This window comes from Geodermatophilus sp. SYSU D00700, from assembly GCF_054050255.1.
On record NZ_JBJGZA010000005.1, the window covers coordinates 175,693 to 199,332 of the forward strand.

The window sequence follows — 23,640 nt, forward strand, 5'->3', positions numbered from 1 at the left end:
GTCACGCCGGGCGGCGGCCGAGCCGGTCGAGCTCGCGCAGGCCCGGGGTGGCCTCGATGACCCGGGTGAAGCTGACCCGCTCGCTGGCCAGGGTCAGCGCGGTCACCGCGGCCAGCAGGCCGGCGCGGACCGGGCGCGACGGGACGGCCGCGGCCCGCAGCCCCAGCAGCGCGCCGACGGCGTTGGCGCCGGCGTCGCCGAGCATCACCCGCTCGCCGAGGTCGGCCGGCAGCACGGCCAGCGCGGCGCCCAGCGGCCCGGCGGCCAGGCCGCCCGCGGGACCGCGCAGGCCCGCGGCGGCGGCCAGCGCCGCGGCCTTCGCCGCCCGGCCGGGGCGCAGGTCGAGCAGGTTGACCAGGTTCGCGGTGCCGGCGACCAGGCCGGTGGTGAGGACGGCGTCGACGGGGCTGCGGCGCGTGAGCAGCGCGGCGACGGCGGCCGCGGCGCCGATGCCGGCGACCTTCACCGCGCCGCCCGACACCCGCCCGGCGCGCAGCGCGGCCAGGTGCCCGGCCAGGCCCTTGTCGCGGGCCTGCTCGGGCCGGGCGCCGGCCAGGTCGTCGTAGCCGCCCACCAGCCCGGACACCGTGCCGGCCACGGCGGCGGCGGCGCGGGTGCCGGGCGGGGCGCCCAGGACGGCGCCGGCGGTGGCCGCGGCGGCCAGCGCCGGCCCGCCGAGCAGGGTGACCGGCCGGCCGGCGTAGTTGGTCCGCCGCCACGGGTCCCCGGCCGGGCGGGCGTCGACCGCGCCGGCCGCGGCGAGCCCGGCGCGGGCGGCGACCGCCCCGGCCGCCACGAGGAGGGCCGGGCGCCCGGTCACGGGGTGGCGGCCGGCAGCGGCGGGACCGGCTGGGTGCCCTCCGCGGTGCCGTAGGCGCCGGAGGTGCCCTCGCGCTCGCGGCCCAGCGCCAGCACGGTGCTGATCTGGCCCGACGGGCTGGTCACGTTGTCGACGGTGGACACGGCCGTGGCGGTCTCCGGGTCGGCGCGGAGCGCGCCCAGGAGCCCGTTCTCCCCCGCCGCGGCGGCGTCCCCGGCGACCACGGCGCCCGATCCGGCGGCGTCGAGCGCGGTGGCCAGGTCGACCAGCGCGTCGTTGCGGTCGGCGGCGTCCTCGCCTCCGAGCGTCCCGGCGGTGAGCACGACGGCGAAGTCGGCCGGCGTCACCGAGTCCGAGTCCTGGGAGAGCACGTCGAGCGCCTGCAGCCCGGCCAGGACCGTGGAGACGGCGGCGGTGTCCGGCGCCGGGGCGCCGGTGGCCGGGACCATGAGCACCTGGCCCAGCAGCGCGCCGACGAGCTCGCCGGTGTCGTCGGTCTCGGGCAGCGCGACGCCGGCGGGGCGGCCGGCCGGGGTGGTCACGTAGCTCTGCAGCGCCGACTCGCTCGCCGGGTCGCTGTAGTCCGGGGTGACGGTGACCTGCCCGTTGACCGTGCCGCCGGCCTCGGTGACCATCGCGGTCACCTCCTCCACGGTGTCGGTGGTGACCTCCTCGGAGGCGAGCACCAGCAGCACGCCGCGGCCGGTGAGCGCACCCTGCACCAGCGCCGGGGCGACGGCGGACTCGAAGGCCTGGTCGGTGTCGACCTGCGCCTGCAGGGTCTGGGTGGTGTCCTCCAGCTCCCGCTTGTCCTCCTGCAGTGCGGTGACCTGCCCCCGCAGGTTGTCCAGCACCGGTCCCGACAGCTGGGTCGCGCCGATCACCAGCCCCAGGGCGATCGCGAGGAACACCGCGATCAGGGAGACCAGGTGGTAGCGGAAGTCGATCACGAGAAGAGGTTCTCCAACCAGAACACGAAGCTGTCCCACTGGTCGACCAGCAGGTCGAGGTAGATGCGGCCGGCGGTGGTGACGGCCAGCGCGGCGACGATGGCCAGCAGCGCGGCGAGCACCAGGACGACGAGCGCGCCGGTCGAGATCCGGCTGCGGTAGAGCCGGCTGACGCCCTTGGCGTCGACGAGCTTGCCGCCCAGCCGCAGCCGGGTGAGGAAGGTCGAGGCCATGCCGCCGCGGCCCTTGTCGAGGAACTCCACGAGCGTGGCGTGCGTGCCGACGGCGACGATGAGCTTGGCGCCCTTCTCGTCGGCCAGCAGCATCGCGATGTCCTCGCTGGTGGCCGCGGCCGGGAAGGTGATCGCGTCGACCCCGAGGTCCTGCACCCGCTTGAGCCCGGGAGCGCGGCCGTCGGCGTAGGCGTGCACCACGACCTCGGCGCCGCTGCGCAGGACGTGGTCGCTGACCGAGTCCATGTCGCCGATGATCATGTCCGGCTGGTAGCCGGCCTCGACCAGCGCGTCGGCGCCGCCGTCGACACCCACGAGCACCGGCCGGTAGTCGCGGATGTAGGACCGCAGCGCCTGCAGGTCCTCCTTGTAGTCGTACCCGCGGACGACGACGAGCACGTGGCGGCCCTCGATGGCGGTGCGCACGTCGGGGACGCCGACGCCGTCGAGGAGCAGCGCGCGCTCGCGCTTCATGTACTCCATCGTGTTGGTGGCGAAGGCCTCGAGCTGCGTGGACAGCCCGGCCTTGGCGTCGGCCATGGCCGCGGCGACGGTGTCCGGCGTCTGCTCGGTGCCCTTCGCGACGGGGGTGCCGTCGGGGCCGTAGAGCGTGTCGCCGTCGACGCGGACCTGCGCACCCTCCTTGAGCGCGGCGAAGACGTCCTTGCCGACGCCGTCGACCAGCGGGATGCCGGCGGCGGTGAGGATCTCCGGGCCGAGGTTGGGATAGCGGCCGGAGATGCTGGGGGCGGCGTTGACGACCGCACCGACCTTCGCCGCGACCAGGGAGTCGGCGCTCACGCGGTCGATGTCGACGTGGTCGATGACGGCGACGTCGCCGGGCCGCAGGCGCTTGGTGAGGTTCTTGGTGCGACGGTCCAGCCGGACGGTGCCACTGACCCCGGGTGCCGCCTCCTGGGCCCGGCTCCGTCGCAGGGTGCCGATGCGCATTGGGTCATGGTCCCACGCACGCCTGGACGGGCTCCCCACCGACGCGCTCCGGCGACGACCTGGTCACGCAGGGTGTCCGACACCACGGTGAGCGCGACACGCCGGGCGCAGCTGCCCCACCAGCACCGCCGGAGTGCCCCTCGGTCCTGTCTAGCGTCCACGACGTGACACGTGGGGCTCCAGCTGCCAGCTTCCCGGCCAACCGCCCCGGCGCCGCGGACGGGGCGCCGGAGGCGGCGCCGGAGCGGGCACCGGCTCCGGCCCCGGTGATCCGGGCGGTCCCGGGGAGCCGCCCCGAGCCGTCCGCGTCTCCCCCGGGGTCGCCCGCGCCCGCCCCTCCCGCGGCCGCCGGGCCGCCGTCGGGGCGGGCCGCCCGCCGCCGGGAGCGGCGGGGGGCCGGGGTGCGCGAGCGCCGGCGGCTGGAGACGCGGGACCGGATCGTCGAGGTGGCGGCGGCGCTGTTCGCCGAGCGCGGGTTCGACGCGGTCAGCGTCGTGGAGATCGCCCAGCGGGCCGGCGTGGTGGAGAAGACGGTGTTCAACCACTTCCCCGTCAAGGAGGGCCTGGTCCTGTCCACCGACCCGCCGATGCGGGCCGCCCTGCTGCGCGCCGTCGCCACCCGGCCGGCCGGGGAGTCGCCGGCCGCGGCGGCCGGGACGTTCGTCGTGGCGGCCATGACCTCGCTGGGCGACCCCGCGGCGGCCGAGGGGGTGGCCGCGATGGCCCGGGTGGTGCGCGGCTCGCGGACGCTGCAGGTGCGGGAGCGGGAGATCCTCGGCGAGATCACCGCGGCGCTGGCCGCGCAGATCCGCTCGGAGACCGGGGCGTCCGACGGCGCGGTGGAGCCGGAGCTGACCGCGTCGGCGATCACCTCCCTGTACGGGCGGCTGCTCGAGCTGGCCCGCGACCGGGTGCTCGCCGGGGTGACCGGTCCGGAGCTGGCCGCCGAGCTGCGCACGGCCGGCCGGCGGGGGCTGTCGCTGCTGCAGTTCGGGCTGGCCGGGTACGCCAAACGGCGCTAGGACGCCGCGGGTGCTCGCCGGAGACGGGGGTCGTCTGCCAGGGTGCGCGGCGTGCGTCCCCGCCGGTCCGCCGTCCTCCCGGCCCTCGCCCTGCTGGGGGTGCTGTCGGGTTGCGGCCTGCTGACCGACCTCGGGGACCCGCCGGCCGGTGCGCCGCGGTTCGAGGGGTCGCCGCCGCCGATCGCCCCGGTGCCGCTGCCGGCGCCCGCGCCGGTGGCCGTCGCCAGCGCCACGCTGGCCGACTCCTCCGGCGGCGCGGCGTACAGCGGGCGGGTCGAGGTCGTGCGCACGCCGGTCGCCGTCGGCGTTCCGCCGCTGCCGGGGTCCTTCGCCGAGGACTGCGGGCTGCCCGACGACGGGTCCGTGCGCTCCCTGGCCGTCGAGCTGACCTTCACCGACACCTCGACGGCGGGGATGTCGGAGCTGGCCGCGGACGTCGCGCTGACCGCGGGCGACGGCGGTGCGCCCCGCGCCGGGACCGCCGTCTTCGTCGGGTCCGCCGCGCCGGGGACCCGCTGGTGCCCGGACGGCACGTCCTCGCCGGTGACCGGCGGCTTCGGCGTGGGCAGCGGGATCGGCAGCGTCACCACCGTCTCGGTCTGGGTCGTGGCCCGCGCCGCGGCGCCCACCGCCGATCTGGTGCTGCGGATCTCGGGGCTGCGCAACGAGGCCGGGTCGAACGCGACCGGCCCGTGGGAGGAGGTGCGCGTCGGTGCCGGCGGCTGCGCCGACGACCCGGCCGCGCTGTGCGTGCCGCTGGGGTGAGCGGTCAGGCGGGCAGCTGCAGCGCCCGCCGCAGCTGGTCGGCGCGGTCGCCGGGGATCGCGGGATCGCGGGTGAACAGGGCCACGGCGACCATGTACTCGTCCTCCCCTGCCCAGCCGCGGCCCTCGGCGACGATCCGCCGGATCTGCGCGCGCACCTTGGGCTCGCTGCTGTAGGCCCCGTAGTCCAGGCCCATGGCGAGGAAGTTGGCCACCCGGTAGCCGAGGTCGGCGGCGGTGGAGACGGTGGTGACCGGGTCGGCGTAGCTGGCGACGGCGGTGACGACGTGGTCGTAGCCGGCCTTGAGCAGCTGCAGGGTCAGGTCGTTGCCGCGCACACCGCCCCAGAGCTCGGGCATGCGGATGTCGCGGTCGGGCGCGGGGATGTAGGGCGGGTTGGAGATCGCGGTGGTGACCGGTTCCCCGCCCGCGGCGTCGGCCTGGTCGAAGAAGTCCCCGAGCTCGACGGTGTAGCGGTCGGCCACGCCGCGCTCGGCGATGTTGGCCCGGGCCGCCGCCACCGAGTCGGCGCTGATGTCGTAGCCGTGCACCCGCAGGCCCGGCAGGCCGGCGACGACGTCGGCGATGGCCGAGGCGTCCCCGGTGCCGAGCTCGACGACGGGCGCGGACTCCCAGCGCAGCTGCTCGCGGTACTGCTGCAGCAGCATGCAGACGGAGAAGCCGTAGTGCGCCGACTCGTCGGCCGAGCTGAAGCAGCTCACCGGAGCGCCCCGGCGGGGCGCTCGGCGGGGACGGGTGGGGCGGGGTCGTCGAGACGCACGCTCCCCACCTACCCCGGCCGGGCGTCGCGCACTCCCGCGTCCTGCGACCCGGTCGTGCACGACCGGGTGGCCCGGGGCCCGTCAGGCCCGGGCGGCCGCGGCCACCGCGAGCAGCTCCCGGGCGTGGGCCTGGCCGGTGTCGCTGTCGGTGAGGCCCGACAGCATGCGGGCCAGCTCGCGCACCCGGTCCTCGTCGTCGACGGCGCGGATGTCGGTGGCGGTGACCCCGGCCGCGGTGTCCGGCGACTTGTCGACCACCAGGTGGGTGTCGGCGAAGGCGGCCACCTGCGCGAGGTGGGTGACCACGACGACCTGGTGGTCGCGGGCCAGCCGGGCCAGCCGCCGGCCGATCTCGCCGGCCGCCTGCCCGCCGACGCCGGCGTCGACCTCGTCGAAGACCATCACCGGCACCGGGTCGGCGCCGGCGAAGACGACCTCGATCGCGAGCATGACCCGGGAGAGCTCGCCGCCGGACGCGCCGCGGTGCACCGGCCGCGGCGGGGCGCCGGGGTGGGCGGCCATGAGCAGGGCGACCTCGTCGATGCCGTCCGGGCCGGGTTCGCCGGGGTGGCTGTCGATGGAGAACGACACCCGGGCGCTCTTCATGGCCAGGCCCGCGAGCTCCCGGCCCACCTCGGCGGCGAACCCGTCGGCGGCGGCGCGGCGGCCGGCGGAGATGCGGGCGGCGAGCTCGTCGACCTCGGCGCGGGCGGTGTCGCGGGCGGCGGCCAGCGCCTCGAGGGCCTCGTCGGACACGTCGAGCGCGGACAGCTTCTCGCGTGCCTCCTCGGCCCAGGCCAGCACGCCGGCCAGGCCCTCCCCCGGGTCGGCGTACTTGCGGACCAGCGCGGTGATCGCCGCCCGCCGGTCGAGGACCTCGGCCAGCCGTGCGGGGTCGGCGTCGAGGTCGGCGACGTACCCGGCCAGCTGGACACTGACGTCGGAGACGACCGCGACCGCGTCGGCGAGGTCGCGGGCGAGCAGCACCAGCGCGGGGTCGTCGGTGGTCGCGAGCGCCCGCTCGGCGGTGGCCAGGGCAGCGGTCGCGTCCTGCGGCAGCCCCTCGGTGCCGAGGTCGCCGGTGACGTCGCCGACCAGCGCCATCCGGGCCTCGTCGACGGCGGCCCGCAGCGCGTCGGCGTCGCCGAGCCGCTTGGCCTGGGCGTCGAGCGCGTCGTCCTCGCCGGGCTCGGGAGCCAACGCCTCGATCTCCTCCAGCCCGTGCCGCAGCACGTCCGCGGCCTGGGCCAGCTCGCGGGCCTGGCCGCGGCGGCGGTCGAGGTCGGCGGCGAGCTCGCGCCAGTGCGCGTAGGCGGCGCGGTAGGTCTGCAGCAGCTCCAGGTGCGCGGGGCCCGCGTAGCGGTCGAGGGCGTGCCGCTGCTCGGCGGGGCGGGACAGCCGCAGCTGGTCGCTCTGCCCGTGCACGGCCAGCAGCCCCTCGGCCAGCTCGGCGACCACGCCGACCGGCACGCTGCGCCCGCCCAGGTGCGCCCGCGAGCGGCCCTCGGCACTGACCGTGCGGGCCAGGATCAGCGAGCCGTCCTCGTCGGGCTCGGCGCCGGCCTCGGCGGCCCGCTCCCACACCGGGGACTCCGCGGGCAGCTCCAGCCGCCCCTCGACGCCGGCCCGGCCGGTGGCGCGGACCCGGCCGGGGTCGGCGCGGCCGCCGAAGAGCAGCGTCAGGCCGGTGACGACCATCGTCTTGCCGGCGCCGGTCTCGCCGGTGACCACGGTGAGGCCGCGGCCGAGCTCGAGGGTGACGTCGTCGATGGCCCCCAGGCCGCGGATGCGCAGCTCGGTGAGCCGGCCCCGGACGGGCGCGGCGTCCGGGGCCGCGGAGCCGGCGGCGGCCTCCGGTGCCGCCGCCACCTCGGCCCCGGCCGGGGTCTCGGGCGGCGCGGTCTCCGGAGCCGGGGCGCGCCGGGTCCGCCCGGCCCGCTCACGCGTCGGCGTCCGCGGAGCCACCGCACACCTCCTCCCGCCCGGTCGCCGGGGTCGCGGGTGCGCCGTTGCCGGCCGGGGGCAGCGACACGACGTCACGCATGAGCACGTTGCGCGACGGCGGCAGCTCGTGGCCCGGGTCGTGCCGGCGGGCGTTGCGGAAACCGCGCACCGGCAGCCCGAACTTGGCCACCAGCCGGTCGCCGAAGGTGGCCGCGTGCACCCGGGCGATGCGCACCGGCCGCTCGGCACGCCGGACGTCGACCCGGCCGCCGTCGGGGACGTCCATCGCCCGGCGGCCGTCGGCGGACACGCGGGCGCGGTTGCCGTCGGGCGGGATGGCGACCGACAGCACCGAGTCCGGCGAGGTGACCAGCGGACGGGCGAACAGGGCGTGCGCGTTGGTCGGCACCAGCAGCAGCGCCTCGACGTCGGGCCAGACCACCGGGCCACCGGCGGAGAAGGCGTAGGCCGTGGAGCCGGTGGGCGTGGCGAACAGGACGCCGTCGCAGCCGAAGCTGGTCAGCGGCCGGCCGTCGATGGAGATCACCACGTCGAGGACGCGGGAGCGCTGGGCCTTCTCGACCGACACCTCGTTGAGCGCCCAGGTGCCGCCGACGACGGCACCGGCGGCGTCGACGACGTCGACCTCGACGGCGAGCCGCTTCTCCACCGCGTACTCGCAGCGCTCGATGGCGGTCAGGGTCTCCTCGACGGCCTCGGGCTCGGTCTCGGCGAGGAAGCCGACGCGGCCGAGGTTGACGCCCATGAGCGCCGCGTGGCTGAAGCGGGCCAGCTCGGCGGCCCGCAGGAAGGTGCCGTCGCCGCCGAAGACCATGACGATCTCGGCCCCCCGGGCCGCCTCGGCGTCGGCGGCGACCACCTCGGCGCCCGGGATGCCCAGGTCGTCGGCCTCGTCCTCGAGCACGCGCACGGTGATGTCCGCGCGCGCCAGCCGGGCGGCGGAGCTGCGCGCCAGCTCGACGATGTCCTCGCGCCCGGTGTGCACGGCCAGCAGCACGTGCCGCCCGCCACCGGGACGCCATGCGTCCTGGCCGGACTCGCTCATCGTTCCTCCACGCTGGTCACTGTGCGGTCCCGTCGCTGGTCTACCCGTCCTGCGGTCCCGGTCGGTCGCGGGCTCCGTCCCAGCGTCCCCCGCGACCGGCCCGCCCGCCCGGGCGGTCACCGCGGGCCCTCCTCGACGGCTCTCAGCACCGCGGACTCCTCCGGGCGCCCGGCGTCGTGGCGCAGCCACAGGAAGAACTCCACGTTGCCCGCCGGGCCCGGCAGCGGGCTGGCCACCACCCCGGCGGTCCCCCAGCCCAGGTCGGCGGCGGCCGTGGCGACCCCCAGGACGGCGTCCGCGCGGGCGGCCGGCTCCCGGACGACCCCGCCGGAGCCCAGCCGCTCGCGGCCGACCTCGAACTGCGGCTTGACCATGGGCAGCAGGTCGGCCTCCGCGGTGGCGCACGCGGTGAGCGCGGGCAGCACCAGCCGCAGCGAGATGAACGACAGATCGGCGACGACCAGGTCGACCGGGCCGCCGATCTGCGCCGGCTCCAGCGTGCGGACGTTGGTCCGCTCGAGCACCCGCACCCGCTCGTCGGTGCGCAGCGACCAGGCCAGCTCGCCGTAACCGACGTCGACCGCGACCACCTCGCGGGCGCCGCGGGACAGCAGCACCTCGGTGAACCCGCCGGTGGAGGCACCGGCGTCCAGCGCACGGCGGCCCGCCACCGCCACCCCGAAGGCGTCGAGCGCGCCGAGCAGCTTGTGCGCGCCGCGGGAGACCCAGCGCTGCTCGTCGGGGTCGGTGCGCACCACGACGGGGGTGGCCGGGTCGACGGCAGTGGCCGGTTTGGTCGCGGCCTGCCCGGCGACGGCGACCCGACCCGCGGAGATCAGCTCGACGGCGTGCTCGCGCGAGCGGGCCAGTCCCCGCCGCACCAGCTCGGCGTCGAGTCGGCTGCGGCGCGGCATCAGAGCTGATCGATCGTGGCGAGTTCGCGTCGCAGGCGGTCGTGCTCGGCCTCGAAGACGGCCACGTGCTCGGCGACGGGGCGCTGGTCGAGCCCGGCCAGGGGGTTCCCCACGGCGGCGCCCGTGCCGTCGACCGGGGCCGGGCCCACGAGTGCACCGGGGCCGGCCGGAGCGGCCGTGCCGGCGACCGGCGCGGCGGCGGGACCGGGCCGCGGCGGGCCCGGGACCGGTCGCGGTCGGCTCGGCTCGGTCATGGCAGCGACCTTCCGGACGAGGGAGCACGAGGTCTCCGGGCGGCGGGCCCGGGACGGGACGCGGCGGCGTCCCCGGCCCGCGAGACTACCGGCCGGGACCGACGCGGACCGCCGCGCGGACGGGACCGGGGACGGCCCCACGGGGCACCGGGACGGGTCGGGCGCCCCGGCCCGAGCGGCCGCCCGGCGGTCCTCGTCACCGGGCCAGGTCCCAGCCGGCGAGCACGCGGCGGGCGTCGTCGTCACCGGCGCGCACCGCCGGCGCGGCCGGCTCCCCCGGGCGCGACCAGGACGCCACGCACAGCGCACGCAGCCCGTCGAGACCGTCGTCCCCGCTCGCGCGGTCACCGCCGGCGACGTCCGGGACGGCGCGCAGCACGAGCGTGCCGTCCCCGTCGGCGGATGCCGCCCAGCCGCCGCAGCGCCAGCCGCCCTCCTCGGCGACGACGGGGGGATGCGGGGCCAGCAGGCCGCCGGCGTCGTGCGCGAGCAGGTCGGGGCGGTGGGGAGGGCCCGCGCCCAGCAGCAGCGCCGGGTCGGTGACCCCGCTGAGCACCAGCAGGCTCGCGGCGCCGGCGCGGTGGCTGCCCTCGATGTCGGTGTCGAGCCGGTCGCCGACGACGAGCGGGCGCCGCGCCCCGGTGCGGCGGACGCACTCGGCGTGCATCGCCGGGTCGGGCTTGCCGGTGACCATCGGCTCCACGCCGGTGACCCCGCGGACCACGCCGACCATCGCCCCGTTGCCCGGCAGTGGACCGCGCGGCGAGGGGATCGTCGCGTCGGCGTTCGTGGCCACGTGCCGGGCGCCGCGCCGGACCGCGACGACCGCCTCGGACAGCTGCGCCCAGCCGACCTCCCGCCCGTAGCCCTGGACGACCGCGGCCGGGTCGTCCTCGGCCCGCTCCACGACGGTCAGCCCGGCCGCCCGCAGCGCCGCCGCGACACCGGGACCGCCGACCGGCAGCACCCGGGCACCGGCGCCGAGCAGTGCGGCGACCACCGAGGCGGCCGCCTGGGAGCTGGTGATCACCTCGTCGGCGGTGGCGGGGACGCCGAGCTCCGCCAGGTGCCGGGACACCTCGTCCGGCGGGCGCGCCGCGTTGTTGGTGACGAAGCCCAGCCGCATGCCCGACGCCCGGGCGGCGGCGAGCGCGGCCGGGACCCCGGGCACCGCGTCGGGCCCGACGTAGACGACCCCGTCGAGGTCGAGCAGGGCGACGTCGAAGAGCTCGGCAGGTGGCCGGGGACTGCCGGCGGCCAGGCCGCGCGGCACGGGACTGCCGGGGACGGTGCTCACGCCGCCCCCGGTCCCGACGCCCGTCGTGCCCGGACCCCGCGCAGCGCCCGCGCGTAGTGCGGCAGGTCGGGACGCAGGGCGACCGCGAGGGCCAGGTGCTCGGCGGCCAGTTCCAGGTCCCCGGCGCGGCTGGCGGCCAGGCCGAGGCCGAAGTGGGCGTAGTCGTCGGTGGGGTTGCCGGCGGCGAGCTCGCCGAAGCTGTCGACGGCCTCGCCGTAGCGGCCGGCGTCGTACTGGGCGCGGGCCAGCGCCTCCAGGACGCTGCGCGAGCCGGGCTCGGCCTCCGCGACCCGGGTCAGCAGGGTCGCCGCGGCCGCGGGGTCGCCGTTGCTGAGCAGGTCCAGGCCGCGGCGGTACCACTCGTAGACCCCGCCCTCGGGTCCCTGCCCGTCGGGTGTACCCCGTCCCGGGGCTCCTGCTGTCGCCACCGACGCCCTCCCGTCCTGCCCGGATCCGCCTCCCCCGCCCGGAGCGCGTCCGGACCCGGGGACCGGTCGCCCGGGCGGCCCGGAGCGGACGGCTCCTACGATCATGTCGTGCACCCGTCGCCGCTGGGCTCCCCGCCACGCCTCGCGACGGGGCTCGACGTCCGGCCCTTCCGGGCCCTCACCTACCGCCAGCGGGACCCGGGGCACCTGGCCCGCGTGAGCTCGCCGGCGTACGACCTGGTGACCCCGGACGGCGCCGAGCGGCTGGCTGCCGCCGACCCGCACAACATCGTCCGCCTGATCCTCCCCGGGGGCACGTCCGGACCGGGTACCGCCGGTGCGACCGGCCCGGCGGCGGCCGGCGACGTCGCGGCCCGCGCCGCCGGGACGCTGCACGCGTGGGAGCGCGCCGGGGTCCTGGTGCGCGACGACCGCCCGGCGATGTGGCGCTACGAGATGCGGCCGGCCGAGGGGCCGCCGACGGTCGGCTGGCTCGGGGCGGTCGCGGTCGCGGTCGCCGCGTCGGGCGGGCGGGCGGTGCTGCCGCACGAGGACACCTTCCCCGCTGCCGTGGAGGGCCGCCGGGCGTTGCTGGCGGCGACGGCCACCGACCTCGAGCCGATCGTCCTCGCGCACGACACCGAGCCGGAGGTCGCCGCGCTGACCGCCGCGGCCGGCGGCAGCGCCCCGGACCTCGAGGTCGTCGACGCCGACGGGGTCGCCCACCGGCTGTGGCGGGTGACCGACCCGGACGTCCTGGAGCGCCTGCAGGAGGCTCTCGCCCGCACCGGTGCGGTCATCGCCGACGGGCACCACCGCTACGCCGCCGCCCAGGCACTGCACCGCACCCATCCCCGGGGCGACTGCCAGGGCGACTGCCGGATCCTGGCGCTGCTCACCCCGATGGGCGCCGGCGGGCTGCGTGTCGAGCCGATCCACCGGGTCGTTCCCGACCTGACGCTGCAGCAGGCCGGGGACGCCGCCGCGCGCGGCTTCACGGTGACCGAGGTGCCCGTGGAGGCGGACCCGCTCGCCGTCGCCGCGGCGGCCCGGCCGCTGCTGGGAACGCTCGACGACGGCTTCCTGGTCACCGACGGCCGGCGCCTGCTGCGCCTGTCCGATCCCACGCCGGAGGTCCGCGCCACGGTGCCCGCCGAGGCGCCCCCGTCCTGGCGGCGGCTCGACGTCGTGCTCGCCACGGCCGGCCTGGTGACCGCGCTGTGGGGCCGCGCCGACGACCCGGGCTCGCTGCTGGTGGCGCACGACCTCCCCGAGGCGGTGCGGCTGGCCGGCGCACGGGCGGGGGTGGCGGTGCTGTTGCGGCCACCCTCCCCCGCCGACGTCGCCGCGGTCGCCCGTGCCGGGGCGCGGATGCCGCGCAAGTCGACGCTGTTCGTGCCCAAGCCGCGCACAGGCCTGGTGCTGCGGCCGCACGCCGGCTGAGGACCGCGCCGCCTCCGGACCCCTCACGCCGTCCGCACCGTCCCCGGGGCACCCGACCGCGGGACCTTGCGGCCACGCCGGCAGTTCACCTCGCACACCGACACGGTGCCCTGGCCGGTGCGCCAGAACCGCCGTTGCAGCGCGCCCTCCACCTCGACGACGTCGCCCGCCTCCCAGGCGGCCACCCGCCGCTGCAGGCCGCGGTCGTAGGTGATGCAGGTCAGCACGTCGACCGAGGACCCGCGGGCCCGCGGCTCGGGTCGGCGCACGACGAGACGGAAGGTCACCAGCGGGTCCCCGCTGGGGAGGGTCCGGTGCTCCGCGGGTGCCGAGAGGCGCCCGCGGAGCACGACGTCGTTCCGGTCGATGACAGCCACGCTCATGACGGCAGCGTGGTGCCCGCCGACCCCCGGCCGGTCATCGTCACGGACGCTGTGGACGCACAGAGGCGGTGTGGACGACCGAGGCGCGGCTGTCGGTGGTCAGTGCCCGGGCTGGTCCTCGCCCGGCGGGTCGATCTCACCGAGCAGCTCGGCGACCTCGCGCTCGACGTCCTCGTCGAAGTCGAGGTCGTCCTCGTCGGCAGGCGCCGGGGCGCCGCCGACCGGATCCTCGGCGCCGTCGACCGGATCCTCGGCGTCGCCGACCGATTCCTCGGCGTCCTCGACCGGATCCCCGACGACCTCGACCGGATCCCCGGCGTGCTCGGTCGTCTCGGCGTCGGCCGGGGCCGGCGCGAGCGGCAGCTCCTCCTCGCCGAAGGCGACGTCCTCGTCCTCGTCCGGGCCTGCCGCGTCCACGGCCTCCCGCCACGAGCCGGCCGCAGGGTCGTCGACGGCGGCGAGCAGGTCGGCGTATGCCGCGGCGAGCCGCCGCGTGCCCTCGTCGGCCAGGTCCACCCCGCCGGGGACCGGGCGGCCGCCCAGCGCACCCTCGAGGACCAGCCGGGCCGCCGCGGTCTCCCCCAGGTCCTGACGGGCGCCGGCCTCGACGAGCCGCAGTTCGATTGTCTCCGCCGGCTCGGGCCCGGCGCCGAGCGCCTCCCGCACCAGCCGCAGCGCGACCTCCGGCCGTCCCTGGGCGCGCTCGCAGTCGGCGAGGACGGCGCGGTACCCCTCGTCGCCGCTCATCCGCCGGTAGGCGCGCAGTTCCCGTGACGCCTCGGCGTAGTCGCCGGCGTGGTACGCGGCCACGCCGACCGCCTCCCGCACGACCGCAATCCGCGAGGCCCGGTCCCGGGCGGCCCGGGCGTGGGCGAGCGCCAGCTGCGGGTCCTCGTCGACAAGCGTGCCGGCGACGACGAGGTGGCGGGCCACCTTCTCCCCGTTGCGGGAGTCCAGGCCGCGCAGGGACGCCCGGACGGCCTGGTCCAGGTCGCGGGCCTCGGCCCAGTCGGGCAGGTCGGGCCCCGGAGGGGAGGGTGGCGTGCGGTCCCGGTCGGGACGGGCCCGACGGTCGTCGGTGGGACGGCGGTCGCGCCAGTCCCGGCCGCCGGCACGGTCAGGCCGGCCGGCCGAGGCGTCCTGCCGCTGCGGACGGGCACCGGTGCTGTCCTGCCGACCGCGCCACGCACCCCGGTCGCCGCTCGCCCGGGTGGACCGCTCACCGCCCGGGCGGCGGTCCCGCCAGTCCGGACGCGTGGCGCTCTCGTCATCCCGCCGCTGAGGGCGCGGACGCTGCTCCTCCCGCCGGGCCGCGGGACGTCCGTGGTCGGTCCGGGGACCCTCCGGCCGCCGGTCCCGCCAGTTGCCGGCGCCGCCGGTGGCCGGCCGGGGACGACGCCCCGCCTGGTCCCCGTCCCCGGACGGGCGGCGCTCCCCCGCAGGACGGCCGACGCCGCTGCGCCGGTCCCCCCACGAGCCCGACGAACGCTCGGACGAGGGACGGCGGTCCCGCCAGTCGTCAACGGAGCGCCCCGACGCAGGACGACGATCCTGGCGGTCACTCGCGCCCCGCTCGGGCGCCGGACGACGGTCGCGCCAGTCTCCGGCACCGCTCCTGCCCTCGACCGGCCGGCCGGACCGCTCACCCTCTGTCCGATCCGTGGCACGGCCGTACTGGCCACCCCGCGCGGACCGCTCGCCACCGGGAACCCGCCCGCCCTGACCGCCCCGGCGGTCTGCGGAGCCGCCGACGCCACGACGGGCCGCACCGGCCGGGCCCCCGCGGCGGTCCCCACCGGGATCGCGTCCTGCCGCCGGCCGTCCCTGTCGGTCGTCGCGGCCCGCACGGGCCTGACCGCGGGCAGCCGCGCCGTCCTGGCGGCCGCGCCCTGCGGAGCCTCGTCGGGGAGAAGTCATGTCGTCCTGGATACCTCGGTGCTACGGGCGGCACTCCTGGGAGCGCCACGGGAACGGATGCCGGAAACGCACGAAGACGGGGGCCGGAGCCTGTGGCTCCGACCCCCGTCTTCGAATGGTTGTCCGGCGGCGTCCTACTCTCCCACCCCGTCTCCAGGGCAGTACCATCGGCGCTGAGAGGCTTAGCTTCCGGGTTCGGAATGGTACCGGGCGTTTCCCTCTCGCCATGGCCGCCGTAACACTGTGAACGAGACCCCGGCCAGCTGCGGCTGGTTGGGTGCGTTCAGAACTGCACAGTGGACGCTGTGTGGAAACCATCTTCGACCGCGCGGGGATCCGCGTGTGGGGTGGATGGAAGTGTGGTCAAGTCCTCGGCCTGTTAGTACCGGTCAGCTCCACACCTCGCGGTGCGTCCACTTCCGGCCTATCAACCCGCTGGTCTGGGCGGGGGCCTTACCCCATGACTGGGTGAGAGACCTCATCTTGAAGCGAGCTTCCCGCTTAGATGCTTTCAGCGGTTATCCCTGCCGAACGTAGCCAACCAGCCGTGCACCTGGCGGTACAACTGGCACACCAGAGGTTCGTCCGTCCCGGTCCTCTCGTACTAGGGACAGCTCTTCGCAAGTCTCTTACGCGCACGGCGGATAGGGACCGAACTGTCTCACGACGTTCTAAACCCAGCTCGCGTACCGCTTTAATGGGCGAACAGCCCAACCCTTGGGACCTACTCCAGCCCCAGGATGCGACGAGCCGACATCGAGGTGCCAAACCATCCCGTCGATATGGACTCTTGGGGAAGATCAGCCTGTTATCCCCGGGGTACCTTTTATCCGTTGAGCGACACCGCTTCCACCTGCCGGTGCCGGGTCACTAGTCCCAGCTTTCGCTCCTGCTCGACCCGTCGGTCTCACAGTCAAGCTCCCTTGTGCACTTGCACTCGACACCTGATTGCCAACCAGGCTGAGGGAACCTTTGGGCGCCTCCGTTACTCTTTGGGAGGCAACCGCCCCAGTTAAACTACCCACCTGACACTGTTCCTGATCCGGATCACGGACCCAGGTTAGACATCCAATTCGACCAGAGTGGTATTTCAACGGCGACTCCACCGACACTGGCGTGCCGGCTTCCCAGTCTCCCACCTATCCTACACAAGCCGAACCGAACACCAATATCAAGCTGTAGTGAAGGTCCCGGGGTCTTTCCGTCCTGCCGCGCGTAACGAGCATCTTTACTCGTAGTGCAATTTCGCCGAGCCTGTGGTTGAGACAGCTGAGAAGTCGTTACGCCATTCGTGCAGGTCGGAACTTACCCGACAAGGAATTTCGCTACCTTAGGATGGTTATAGTTACCACCGCCGTTTACTGGCGCTTGAGTTCTGAGCTTCGCCTTGCGGCTAACCCGTCCCCTTAACGTTCCAGCACCGGGCAGGCGTCAGTCCGTATACCTCGTCTTACGACTTCGCACGGACCTGTGTTTTTAGTAAACAGTCGCTTCTCACTGGTCTCTGCGACCCCCTCCCGCTACCCCGCGCGAGGCGGTTGACGGGCGAGGGTCCCCCTTCTCCCGAAGTTACGGGGGCATTTTGCCGAGTTCCTTAACCACAGTTCGCTCGATCGCCTCGGTATTCTCTACCTGACCACCTGAGTTGGTTTGGGGTACGGGCCGCTCGGAACTCGCTAGAGGCTTTTCTCGGCAGCATAGGATCATCGGATTCGCCTCATTCGGCTATGCGTCAGGCCTCACCCTGCATGCGCCGCGGATTTGCCTACGGCGCGGGCCACACCCTTGCACCGGTACTACCACTCACCGGCACCGACTACCTTCCTGCGTCACCCCATCGCTTGCCTACTACCAGGTCGGGTCCCCAGCTACTCCCACCGTTCTCCTCGAAAGAAGAACAGCGGTTTCGGTGGGTCAGCATCGCTGGCCTCGGCAGGGACGCTCCTTCGCGGGTACGGGAATATCAACCCGTTGTCCATCGACTACGCCTGTCGGCCTCGCCTTAGGTCCCGACTCACCCTGGGCGGATTAGCCTGGCCCAGGAACCCTTGGTCTTCCGGCGGGGGAGGTTCTCACTCCCCTCTCGCTACTCATGCCTGCATTCTCACTCGCATGGCGTCCACGGCTGGCTTCCGCCGCCGCTTCACCCGCCACACGACGCTCCCCTACCCACCTCCACCCCTGGCCGGCGCCTGCAAGAGGCGACGACGGGGACCTGTGGAAGTGCCACGGCTTCGGCGGTGTGCTTGAGCCCCGCTACATTGTCGGCGCGGAACCACTTGACCAGTGAGCTATTACGCACTCTTTCAAGGATGGCTGCTTCTAAGCCAACCTCCTGGTTGTCTCTGCGATCCCACATCCTTTTCCACTTAGCACACGCTTAGGGGCCTTAGCCGATGATCTGGGCTGTTTCCCTCTCGACTACGAACCTTATCGCCCGCAGTCTCACTGCCGCGCTCTCACTTACCGGCATTCGGAGTTTGGTTGACGTCAGTAACCTTGTGGGGCCCATCGGCCATCCAGTGCTCTACCTCCGGCAAGAAACACGCGACGCTGCACCTAAATGCATTTCGGGGAGAACCAGCTATCACCGGGTTTGATTGGCCTTTCACCCCTACCCACAGCTCATCCCCCAGGTTTTCAACCCTGGTGGGTTCGGTCCTCCACGCGGTCTTACCCGCGCTTCAACCTGGCCATGGGTAGATCACCCGGCTTCGGGTCTAGGACACGCGACTATCGATCGCCCTGTTCGGACTCGCTTTCGCTACGGCTACCCCCCACGGGTTAACCTCGCCACGTATCACTAACTCGCAGGCTCATTCTTCAAAAGGCACGCCATCACCCCGCCACGCACGAGGCGTGGACATTCGGAGCTCTGACGGCTTGTAGGCACACGGTTTCAGGTACTATTTCACTCCCCTCCCGGGGTACTTTTCACCTTTCCCTCACGGTACTCGTCCGCTATCGGTCACCAGGGAGTATTCAGGCTTAGCGGGTGGTCCCGCCGGATTCACACCGAATTTCACGGGCTCGGTGCTACTTGGGAACACGCTGCAGGAGGACCGGCGTTTTCGTGTACGGGGCTCTCACCCTCTACGGCGACCCCTTCCAGAGGCCTTCCACTAACGACCGGTCTTTCTCACTCCTCGGCACGCCGGCAGACGTACCCGAGCGGTCCCACGACCCCGCTTCCACAACCCCTGCCGGGTATCACATGGAAACGGTTTAGCCTCTTCCGCTTTCGCTCGCCACTACTCACGGAATCACGGTTGTTTTCTCTTCCTGTGGGTACTGAGATGTTTCACTTCCCCACGTTCCCTCCGCACGCCCTATGTGTTCAGGCGCGGGTCACACCACATGACTGGTGCGGGGTTTCCCCATTCGGACATCCTCGGATCAACGCTCGGTTGGCAGCTCCCCGAGGCTTCTCGCAGCCTCCCACGTCCTTCATCGGCTCCTGGTGCCCAGGCATCCACCGTGTGCCCTTACCAACTTGGCCACACTCACCACCAACTCACACGCAAACTGCGCGCACCGCGACCATCCACCGGCCGACCGAAGCCAGACGAGGGATCCCGCGGCACACAGAAATCAAAGATGCTCGCGTCCACTGTGCAGTTCTCAACGACCAACCAGGCCCACCCGCCGATCCGACCCCACCAGACCCCGGCCCGCCGGCGAACCGACGCGAACCGGGCGTTGTGAGATCCAGCAGGCCCCGGCAGCAGAGACAACGACCCCGGATGTCGTGCACCCGACGGTGCACCCATCCGGGTCCGTTCCCTCAGGACCCAACAGCGTGCCTACGACCGGCCCGGACTCCTCCGGCCTCCGTTCCCCACGCCCCCGCCCCCGAAGGGAACGACAGCGCCGTACTGGAAGGCCGCAGCAGCGGCCCGGCCGAACTGGTCAGCGTTCCACCCTCGAGCACTGTCTCGAACACCCGTGACCACCCGGTAGTGGGCAGCCATCACGACCCGAGCACAGCTCTGCACCCGACGACCCCGTGCAGGGCCGCCGAGTGACACTGCTCCTTAGAAAGGAGGTGATCCAGCCGCACCTTCCGGTACGGCTACCTTGTTACGACTTCGTCCCAATCGCCGATCCCGCCTTCGACGGCTCCCTCCACAAGGGTTGGGCCACCGGCTTCGGGCGTTACCGACTTTCGTGACGTGACGGGCGGTGTGTACAAGGCCCGGGAACGTATTCACCGCAGCGTTGCTGATCTGCGATTACTAGCGACTCCAACTTCATGGGGTCGAGTTGCAGACCCCAATCCGAACTGAGACCGGCTTTTTGGGATTCGCTCCACCTCACGGTATCGCAGCCCATTGTACCGGCCATTGTAGCATGTTTGCAGCCCTAGACATAAGGGGCATGATGATTTGACGTCATCCCCACCTTCCTCCGAGTTGACCCCGGCAGTCTCCCATGAGTCCCCACCATCACGTGCTGGCAACATGGAACGAGGGTTGCGCTCGTTGCGGGACTTAACCCAACATCTCACGACACGAGCTGACGACAACCATGCACCACCTGTGCACGACGCCAAAGGCACCCCGCATCTCTGCGAGATTTCCGTGCATGTCAAGCCTAGGTAAGGTTCTTCGCGTTGCATCGAATTAAGCAACATGCTCCGCCGCTTGTGCGGGCCCCCGTCAATTCCTTTGAGTTTTAGCCTTGCGGCCGTACTCCCCAGGCGGGGCGCTTAATGCGTTAGCTGCGGCACGGAGACCGTGGAATGGCCCCCACACCTAGCGCCCAACGTTTACGGCGTGGACTACCAGGGTATCTAATCCTGTTCGCTCCCCACGCTTTCGCTCCTCAGCGTCAGTATCGGCCCAGAGACCCGCCTTCGCCACCGGTGTTCCTCCTGATATCTGCGCATTTCACCGCTACACCAGGAATTCCAGTCTCCCCTGCCGAACTCCAGTCCGCCCGTATCGACTGCAGGCCCGGAGTTGAGCTCCGGGTTTTCACAGCCGACGCGACGAACCGCCTACGAGCTCTTTACGCCCAATAATTCCGGACAACGCTTGCACCCTACGTATTACCGCGGCTGCTGGCACGTAGTTGGCCGGTGCTTCTTCTGCAGGTACCGTCACTTGCGCTTCGTCCCTGCTGAAAGAGGTTTACAACCCGAAGGCCGTCATCCCCCACGCGGCGTCGCTGCGTCAGGCTTCCGCCCATTGCGCAATATTCCCCACTGCTGCCTCCCGTAGGAGTCTGGGCCGTGTCTCAGTCCCAGTGTGGCCGGTCACCCTCTCAGGCCGGCTACCCGTCGTCGCCTTGGTAGGCCACTACCCCACCAACAAGCTGATAGGCCGCGGGCCCATCCCCAGCCGGAAACCCTTTCCACCACCCCTCATGCGAGAAGCGGTGACCATCCGGTATTAGCCCCAATTTCTTGGAGTTATCCCAGAGCCGGGGGCAGGTTGCCCACGTGTTACTCACCCGTTCGCCACTGATCCCCCACCGAAGCGGGTTCACCGTTCGACTTGCATGTGTTAAGCACGCCGCCAGCGTTCGTCCTGAGCCAGGATCAAACTCTCCGTAGATGAATTTGCCCCGGCCGAGAACCGAGACCTGACAGATCTCGATGTCATCAACCAAAGGAACCCACGACCCGACCGGACAACCGACCAGGCCACGGGGGTTTGTTACTTGGCACTGACTTTCGGCACGCTGTTGAGTTCTCAAGGAACGGACGCACACCAACTCCACCCTTCCGGGCTTCGTCGATCGCGGCTTGTCCGACTCTACGCCGTCCTCCGGAGCTCTGCACCCTGGGGGTGGTCTCCGTGGCCCTCGCGGGCTCCGTCCGGCGCGAAGAAGACAGTACACGAGTCCGGGGGGCCGTGCACACGGGGTCTCCGTCACACCCCGCGGCCCGCTCAGAGTCCGAGGAAGGACTCCAGGCCGACGGTCAGACCGGGGCGGCCGCCGACCTCTCTGACCGCCAGGAGCACGCCGGGCATGAAGGAGGACCGGTCGTAGGAGTCGTGCCGCAGGGTCAGCGTCTCGCCGGCGGCCCCCATGAGGACCTCCTGGTGGGCGACCAGGCCGGTGAGCCGGACCGCGTGGACGGCGATCCCGTCGACGTCGGCACCGCGGGCACCGGGCAGCGAGTCGGTGGTCGCGTCCGGGGACGGCGGCAGGCCGGCGGCGCGGCGGGCGGCGGCCACCAGCCCGGCGGTGCGGACAGCCGTGCCCGAGGGGGCGTCGACCTTGTTGGGGTGGTGCAGCTCGACGATCTCCGTCGAGGGGTAGAAGCGCGCAGCCTCCTGCGCGAAGCGCATGAGCAGGATCGCCCCGATGCCGAAGTTGGGGGCGATCACGACACCGACGTCGGGCTTGGGCTCGAGCCACTCGGCCACGGTGGCCAGGCGCTGCTCGTCGAAGCCGGTCGTGCCCACGACACAGGAGATGTCCTGGTCGATGCAGAACCGGATGTTGTCCATGACGACGTCCGGGCGGGTGAAGTCCACGACCACCTGCGCGCCGGCGTCGGCGACGTTGAAGAGCCAGTCGCCCTCGTCGACCATCGCCACCAGCTCCAGGTCGTCGGCGGCGTTGACCGCCTTGACCACCTCGGTGCCCATCCGGCCCCGCGCGCCCAGCACGCCGACCGGGATGCGCGGTGGCTCGGCCGCCGTCCCGCCGGTGGCCTGCTGGTCGGAGGAAGGGGTGCCGGTGGTCACCGGGCCAGTCTCCCGGGCTCCCGGTCCGGCGCAACCACGGCCCCCGACCTCAGCGGGCGGGGACCACCCGCTCCACGCGCGTCCAGGCCAGCAGTCCGAGGGCGGCACCGGCGACGTCGGCCAGCCAGTCGGTGACCGATCCCGAGCGCTGCAGGTCCGACAGCGCCTGCACCACCTCGCTGACCCCGCCGTAGACGACGAGCAGGACCGCGAGCGGGAGGGCGCGGATCCCCGCCCACCGGCCGGCGAGGGCCAGCGCCAGGAAGAGCACCGCGTGCACCAGCTTGTCGGCGCCGGGCGGGGCCGAGGGGACGTCGGAGCCGGGGGCGAAGAGGACTGCGAGCGAGACGAGCACCGTCACCGCGAGGACACCGCGGGAGAGCGCGCCGTGCACGCGGAGCGCGGGGTGGCGGGATCGGACGTCCACGGGTGTCAGAGCCGGTCGAGGTCGGACTCGCGGTAGGGACCGACGACGGCCAGGCAGGTCTCGCGGCCGAGCAGGTCGACGGCGACCGCCCGGACCTGGTCCTCGTCGACGGCGGCGATCCGGTCGAGCACCTCGCGCACCGGCACGTACTCCCCGTGCGACAGCTCGCTCTTGCCCAGCCGGCTCATCCGCGACCCGGTGTCCTCGAGGCCCAGGACCGTCCCCCCGCGCATCTGTCCCTGGCCGCGGGCGACCTCCTCGGGAGTCAGCCCGTCCGCCGCCACCCGCGCCAGCTCCTCGCGGACCAGGCGGAGCACCTCGGGGACCCGCTTCTTGGCGCAGCCGGCGTAGACGGAGAACGTGCCGGTGCCCGCGTAGGAGGTCAGCGCGGAGCCCACGCTGTAGACCAGGCCGCGCTTCTCGCGGATCTCCTGGAACAGCCGGGAGCTCATGCCGCCGCCGACCGCCGTCTCCAGGACCGCCGCGGCGTACCGGCGCTCGTCGAAGCGGCTCAGGCCCAGGCCGCCGTAGAGCAGGTGGGTCTGCTCGGTGCGGCGGGCCACCAGGCCGGAGGGCCGGGCGGGCCGGGCCGGCCGCAGCTCCTCGCCCCGCCGCAGCGGCGCCGGCAGCACCGAGCCGGACAGCCGGTCCCCGAAGACCGCCGTCACCAGGTCGAGGACCTGCTGGTGGTCCACCCGGCCGGCGGCCGTGACCACCATCGAGGGGATCGCGTAGCGCGAGCGGTACCAGCCGTCGACGTCGTCGCGCGTGAGGCCCTCGATGGAGTCGACCGTGCCGAGGACCGAGCGGCCCAGGGCGGTGTCGCCGAACAGCGTCTCGGCGAACAGGTCGTGCACGAGGTCGGAGGGCTCGTCGTCGCGCATGGCGATCTCCTCGAGCACCACCGTCCGCTCCGACTCGAGGTCCTCGACGGTGTTGAGCGCCTCGGTCACCAGGTCACCGACCAGCGTCACCGCCAGCGGCAGGTCGCTGGCGAGCACGTTGGCGTAGTAGCAGGTGTGCTCCTTGGCGGTGAAGGCGTTCATCTCACCGCCGACGGCGTCCATCGCCGTCGCGATCTCCATGGCGCTGCGGCTGCGGGTGCCCTTGAACAGCAGGTGCTCGAGGAAGTGCGAGGCGCCGGCGACGCGGTCGGTCTCGTCGCGCGAGCCCACCCCGACCCAGATGCCGAGCGTGGCCGAGTGGACGCCGGGCATCGTCTCGGTGAGCACGCGGAGCCCGCCGGGCAGCACGGTGCGCTCGACCCGGCCGCCGACCTCGTCGACGTCCAGGGTGCTGGTCACACCGACCGGGGCCGGGACGGAGGCGAGGTCGGCAGACCCC

18 protein-coding genes and 3 rRNA genes are annotated in these 23,640 nt (G+C 73.5%); 3 read left to right on the plus strand and 18 right to left on the minus strand.

Features of this window, described 5'->3' with window-relative positions; all coding sequences use genetic code 11:
* Position 1 precedes the first annotated feature (1 nt).
* From ACI79V_RS06500 to steA, 3 genes are read right to left on the minus strand one after another with little or no spacing between them, the layout of a single operon-like run.
* A complete protein-coding gene (locus ACI79V_RS06500) occupies positions 2-820 on the minus strand; it encodes a hypothetical protein (RefSeq protein ID WP_456887625.1) in 819 nt (272 codons plus the stop codon).
* Positions 817-1,770, minus strand: coding sequence for a copper transporter (locus tag ACI79V_RS06505; protein ID WP_456887628.1), 954 nt, complete (start codon positions 1,768-1,770; stop codon positions 817-819). The genes ACI79V_RS06500 and ACI79V_RS06505 overlap by 4 nt, the downstream gene beginning before the upstream one ends.
* A complete protein-coding gene (gene steA, locus ACI79V_RS06510) occupies positions 1,767-2,954 on the minus strand; it encodes a putative cytokinetic ring protein SteA (protein ID WP_456887631.1) in 1,188 nt (395 codons plus the stop codon). The genes ACI79V_RS06505 and steA overlap by 4 nt, the downstream gene beginning before the upstream one ends.
* 401 nt (positions 2,955-3,355) lie before the next feature.
* Between steA and ACI79V_RS06515 the strand changes: the two genes are divergently transcribed.
* Both ACI79V_RS06515 and ACI79V_RS06520 read left to right on the plus strand, forming a co-directional pair.
* Positions 3,356-3,976: a TetR/AcrR family transcriptional regulator gene (locus tag ACI79V_RS06515; protein ID WP_456887632.1), complete on the plus strand. Its 621-nt coding sequence runs from the start codon at positions 3,356-3,358 to the stop codon at positions 3,974-3,976.
* 51 nt (positions 3,977-4,027) lie between these two features.
* On the plus strand, positions 4,028-4,741 hold the full coding sequence (locus ACI79V_RS06520) for a hypothetical protein (protein WP_456887634.1): 714 nt from the start codon (positions 4,028-4,030) through the stop codon (positions 4,739-4,741).
* Positions 4,742-4,745: 4 nt separating this feature from the next.
* On the opposite strand, the gene ACI79V_RS06525 is transcribed toward ACI79V_RS06520, so the two are convergent.
* From ACI79V_RS06525 to ACI79V_RS06555, 7 genes are all read right to left on the minus strand, one after another.
* On the minus strand, positions 4,746-5,462 hold the full coding sequence (locus ACI79V_RS06525) for a methylase (protein WP_456887635.1): 717 nt from the start codon (positions 5,460-5,462) through the stop codon (positions 4,746-4,748).
* A 141-nt stretch (positions 5,463-5,603) separates the two neighbouring features.
* The gene (gene recN, locus ACI79V_RS06530) at positions 5,604-7,487 is read right to left on the minus strand and encodes a DNA repair protein RecN (protein WP_456887636.1); all 1,884 of its coding nucleotides are present in this window, start codon (positions 7,485-7,487) and stop codon (positions 5,604-5,606) included.
* Positions 7,462-8,532: an NAD kinase gene (locus tag ACI79V_RS06535; protein ID WP_456887638.1), complete on the minus strand. Its 1,071-nt coding sequence runs from the start codon at positions 8,530-8,532 to the stop codon at positions 7,462-7,464. The genes recN and ACI79V_RS06535 overlap by 26 nt, the downstream gene beginning before the upstream one ends.
* Positions 8,533-8,648: 116 nt before the next feature.
* Positions 8,649-9,446 (minus strand): TlyA family RNA methyltransferase, encoded by a 798-nt coding sequence (locus ACI79V_RS06540; RefSeq protein ID WP_456887639.1) that lies wholly within the window; start codon positions 9,444-9,446, stop codon positions 8,649-8,651.
* Positions 9,446-9,700 carry a hypothetical protein gene (locus ACI79V_RS06545; RefSeq protein WP_456887640.1) on the minus strand — a complete coding sequence of 85 codons (255 nt, stop codon included), beginning with the start codon at positions 9,698-9,700 and terminating at the stop codon, positions 9,446-9,448. The genes ACI79V_RS06540 and ACI79V_RS06545 overlap by 1 nt, the downstream gene beginning before the upstream one ends.
* A gap of 196 nt (positions 9,701-9,896) precedes the next feature.
* Positions 9,897-10,997, minus strand: coding sequence for an HAD-IIA family hydrolase (locus ACI79V_RS06550; RefSeq protein ID WP_456887642.1), 1,101 nt, complete (start codon positions 10,995-10,997; stop codon positions 9,897-9,899).
* Positions 10,994-11,425 carry a tetratricopeptide repeat protein gene (locus ACI79V_RS06555; protein ID WP_456887643.1) on the minus strand — a complete coding sequence of 144 codons (432 nt, stop codon included), beginning with the start codon at positions 11,423-11,425 and terminating at the stop codon, positions 10,994-10,996. Before ACI79V_RS06555 ends, ACI79V_RS06550 begins: the two co-directional genes overlap by 4 nt.
* Before the next feature lie 108 nt (positions 11,426-11,533).
* Here ACI79V_RS06555 and ACI79V_RS06560 point away from each other — a divergent pair, with 108 nt between their 5' ends.
* Complete coding sequence (locus ACI79V_RS06560; RefSeq protein ID WP_456887645.1) at positions 11,534-12,868, plus strand: DUF1015 domain-containing protein; 1,335 nt, start codon at positions 11,534-11,536, stop codon at positions 12,866-12,868.
* 23 nt (positions 12,869-12,891) lie between these two features.
* On the opposite strand, the gene ACI79V_RS06565 is transcribed toward ACI79V_RS06560, so the two are convergent.
* The 8 genes from ACI79V_RS06565 to ACI79V_RS06600 form a co-directional block, all read right to left on the minus strand.
* On the minus strand, positions 12,892-13,251 hold the full coding sequence (locus ACI79V_RS06565) for a single-stranded DNA-binding protein (RefSeq protein WP_456887647.1): 360 nt from the start codon (positions 13,249-13,251) through the stop codon (positions 12,892-12,894).
* Positions 13,252-13,350: 99 nt separating this feature from the next.
* Complete coding sequence (locus ACI79V_RS06570; RefSeq protein WP_456887649.1) at positions 13,351-14,184, minus strand: tetratricopeptide repeat protein; 834 nt, start codon at positions 14,182-14,184, stop codon at positions 13,351-13,353.
* A 1,105-nt stretch (positions 14,185-15,289) separates the two neighbouring features.
* Positions 15,290-15,406, minus strand: a 5S ribosomal RNA gene (rrf, locus tag ACI79V_RS06575).
* A gap of 121 nt (positions 15,407-15,527) precedes the next feature.
* A 23S ribosomal RNA gene (locus tag ACI79V_RS06580) occupies positions 15,528-18,667 on the minus strand.
* 539 nt (positions 18,668-19,206) lie between these two features.
* Positions 19,207-20,726: ribosomal RNA gene (locus ACI79V_RS06585) — 16S ribosomal RNA — on the minus strand.
* Together the 16S, 23S and 5S rRNA genes form the textbook arrangement of a ribosomal RNA operon.
* A gap of 336 nt (positions 20,727-21,062) precedes the next feature.
* On the minus strand, positions 21,063-21,869 hold the full coding sequence (gene dapB, locus ACI79V_RS06590; protein ID WP_456887651.1) for a 4-hydroxy-tetrahydrodipicolinate reductase: 807 nt from the start codon (positions 21,867-21,869) through the stop codon (positions 21,063-21,065).
* Between the two features lie 49 nt (positions 21,870-21,918).
* The gene (locus ACI79V_RS06595) at positions 21,919-22,296 is read right to left on the minus strand and encodes a VanZ family protein (RefSeq protein ID WP_456887653.1); all 378 of its coding nucleotides are present in this window, start codon (positions 22,294-22,296) and stop codon (positions 21,919-21,921) included.
* A gap of 5 nt (positions 22,297-22,301) precedes the next feature.
* Complete coding sequence (locus ACI79V_RS06600) at positions 22,302-23,600, minus strand: M16 family metallopeptidase (protein WP_456887655.1); 1,299 nt, start codon at positions 23,598-23,600, stop codon at positions 22,302-22,304.
* Between the last annotated feature and the right edge of the window lie 40 nt (positions 23,601-23,640).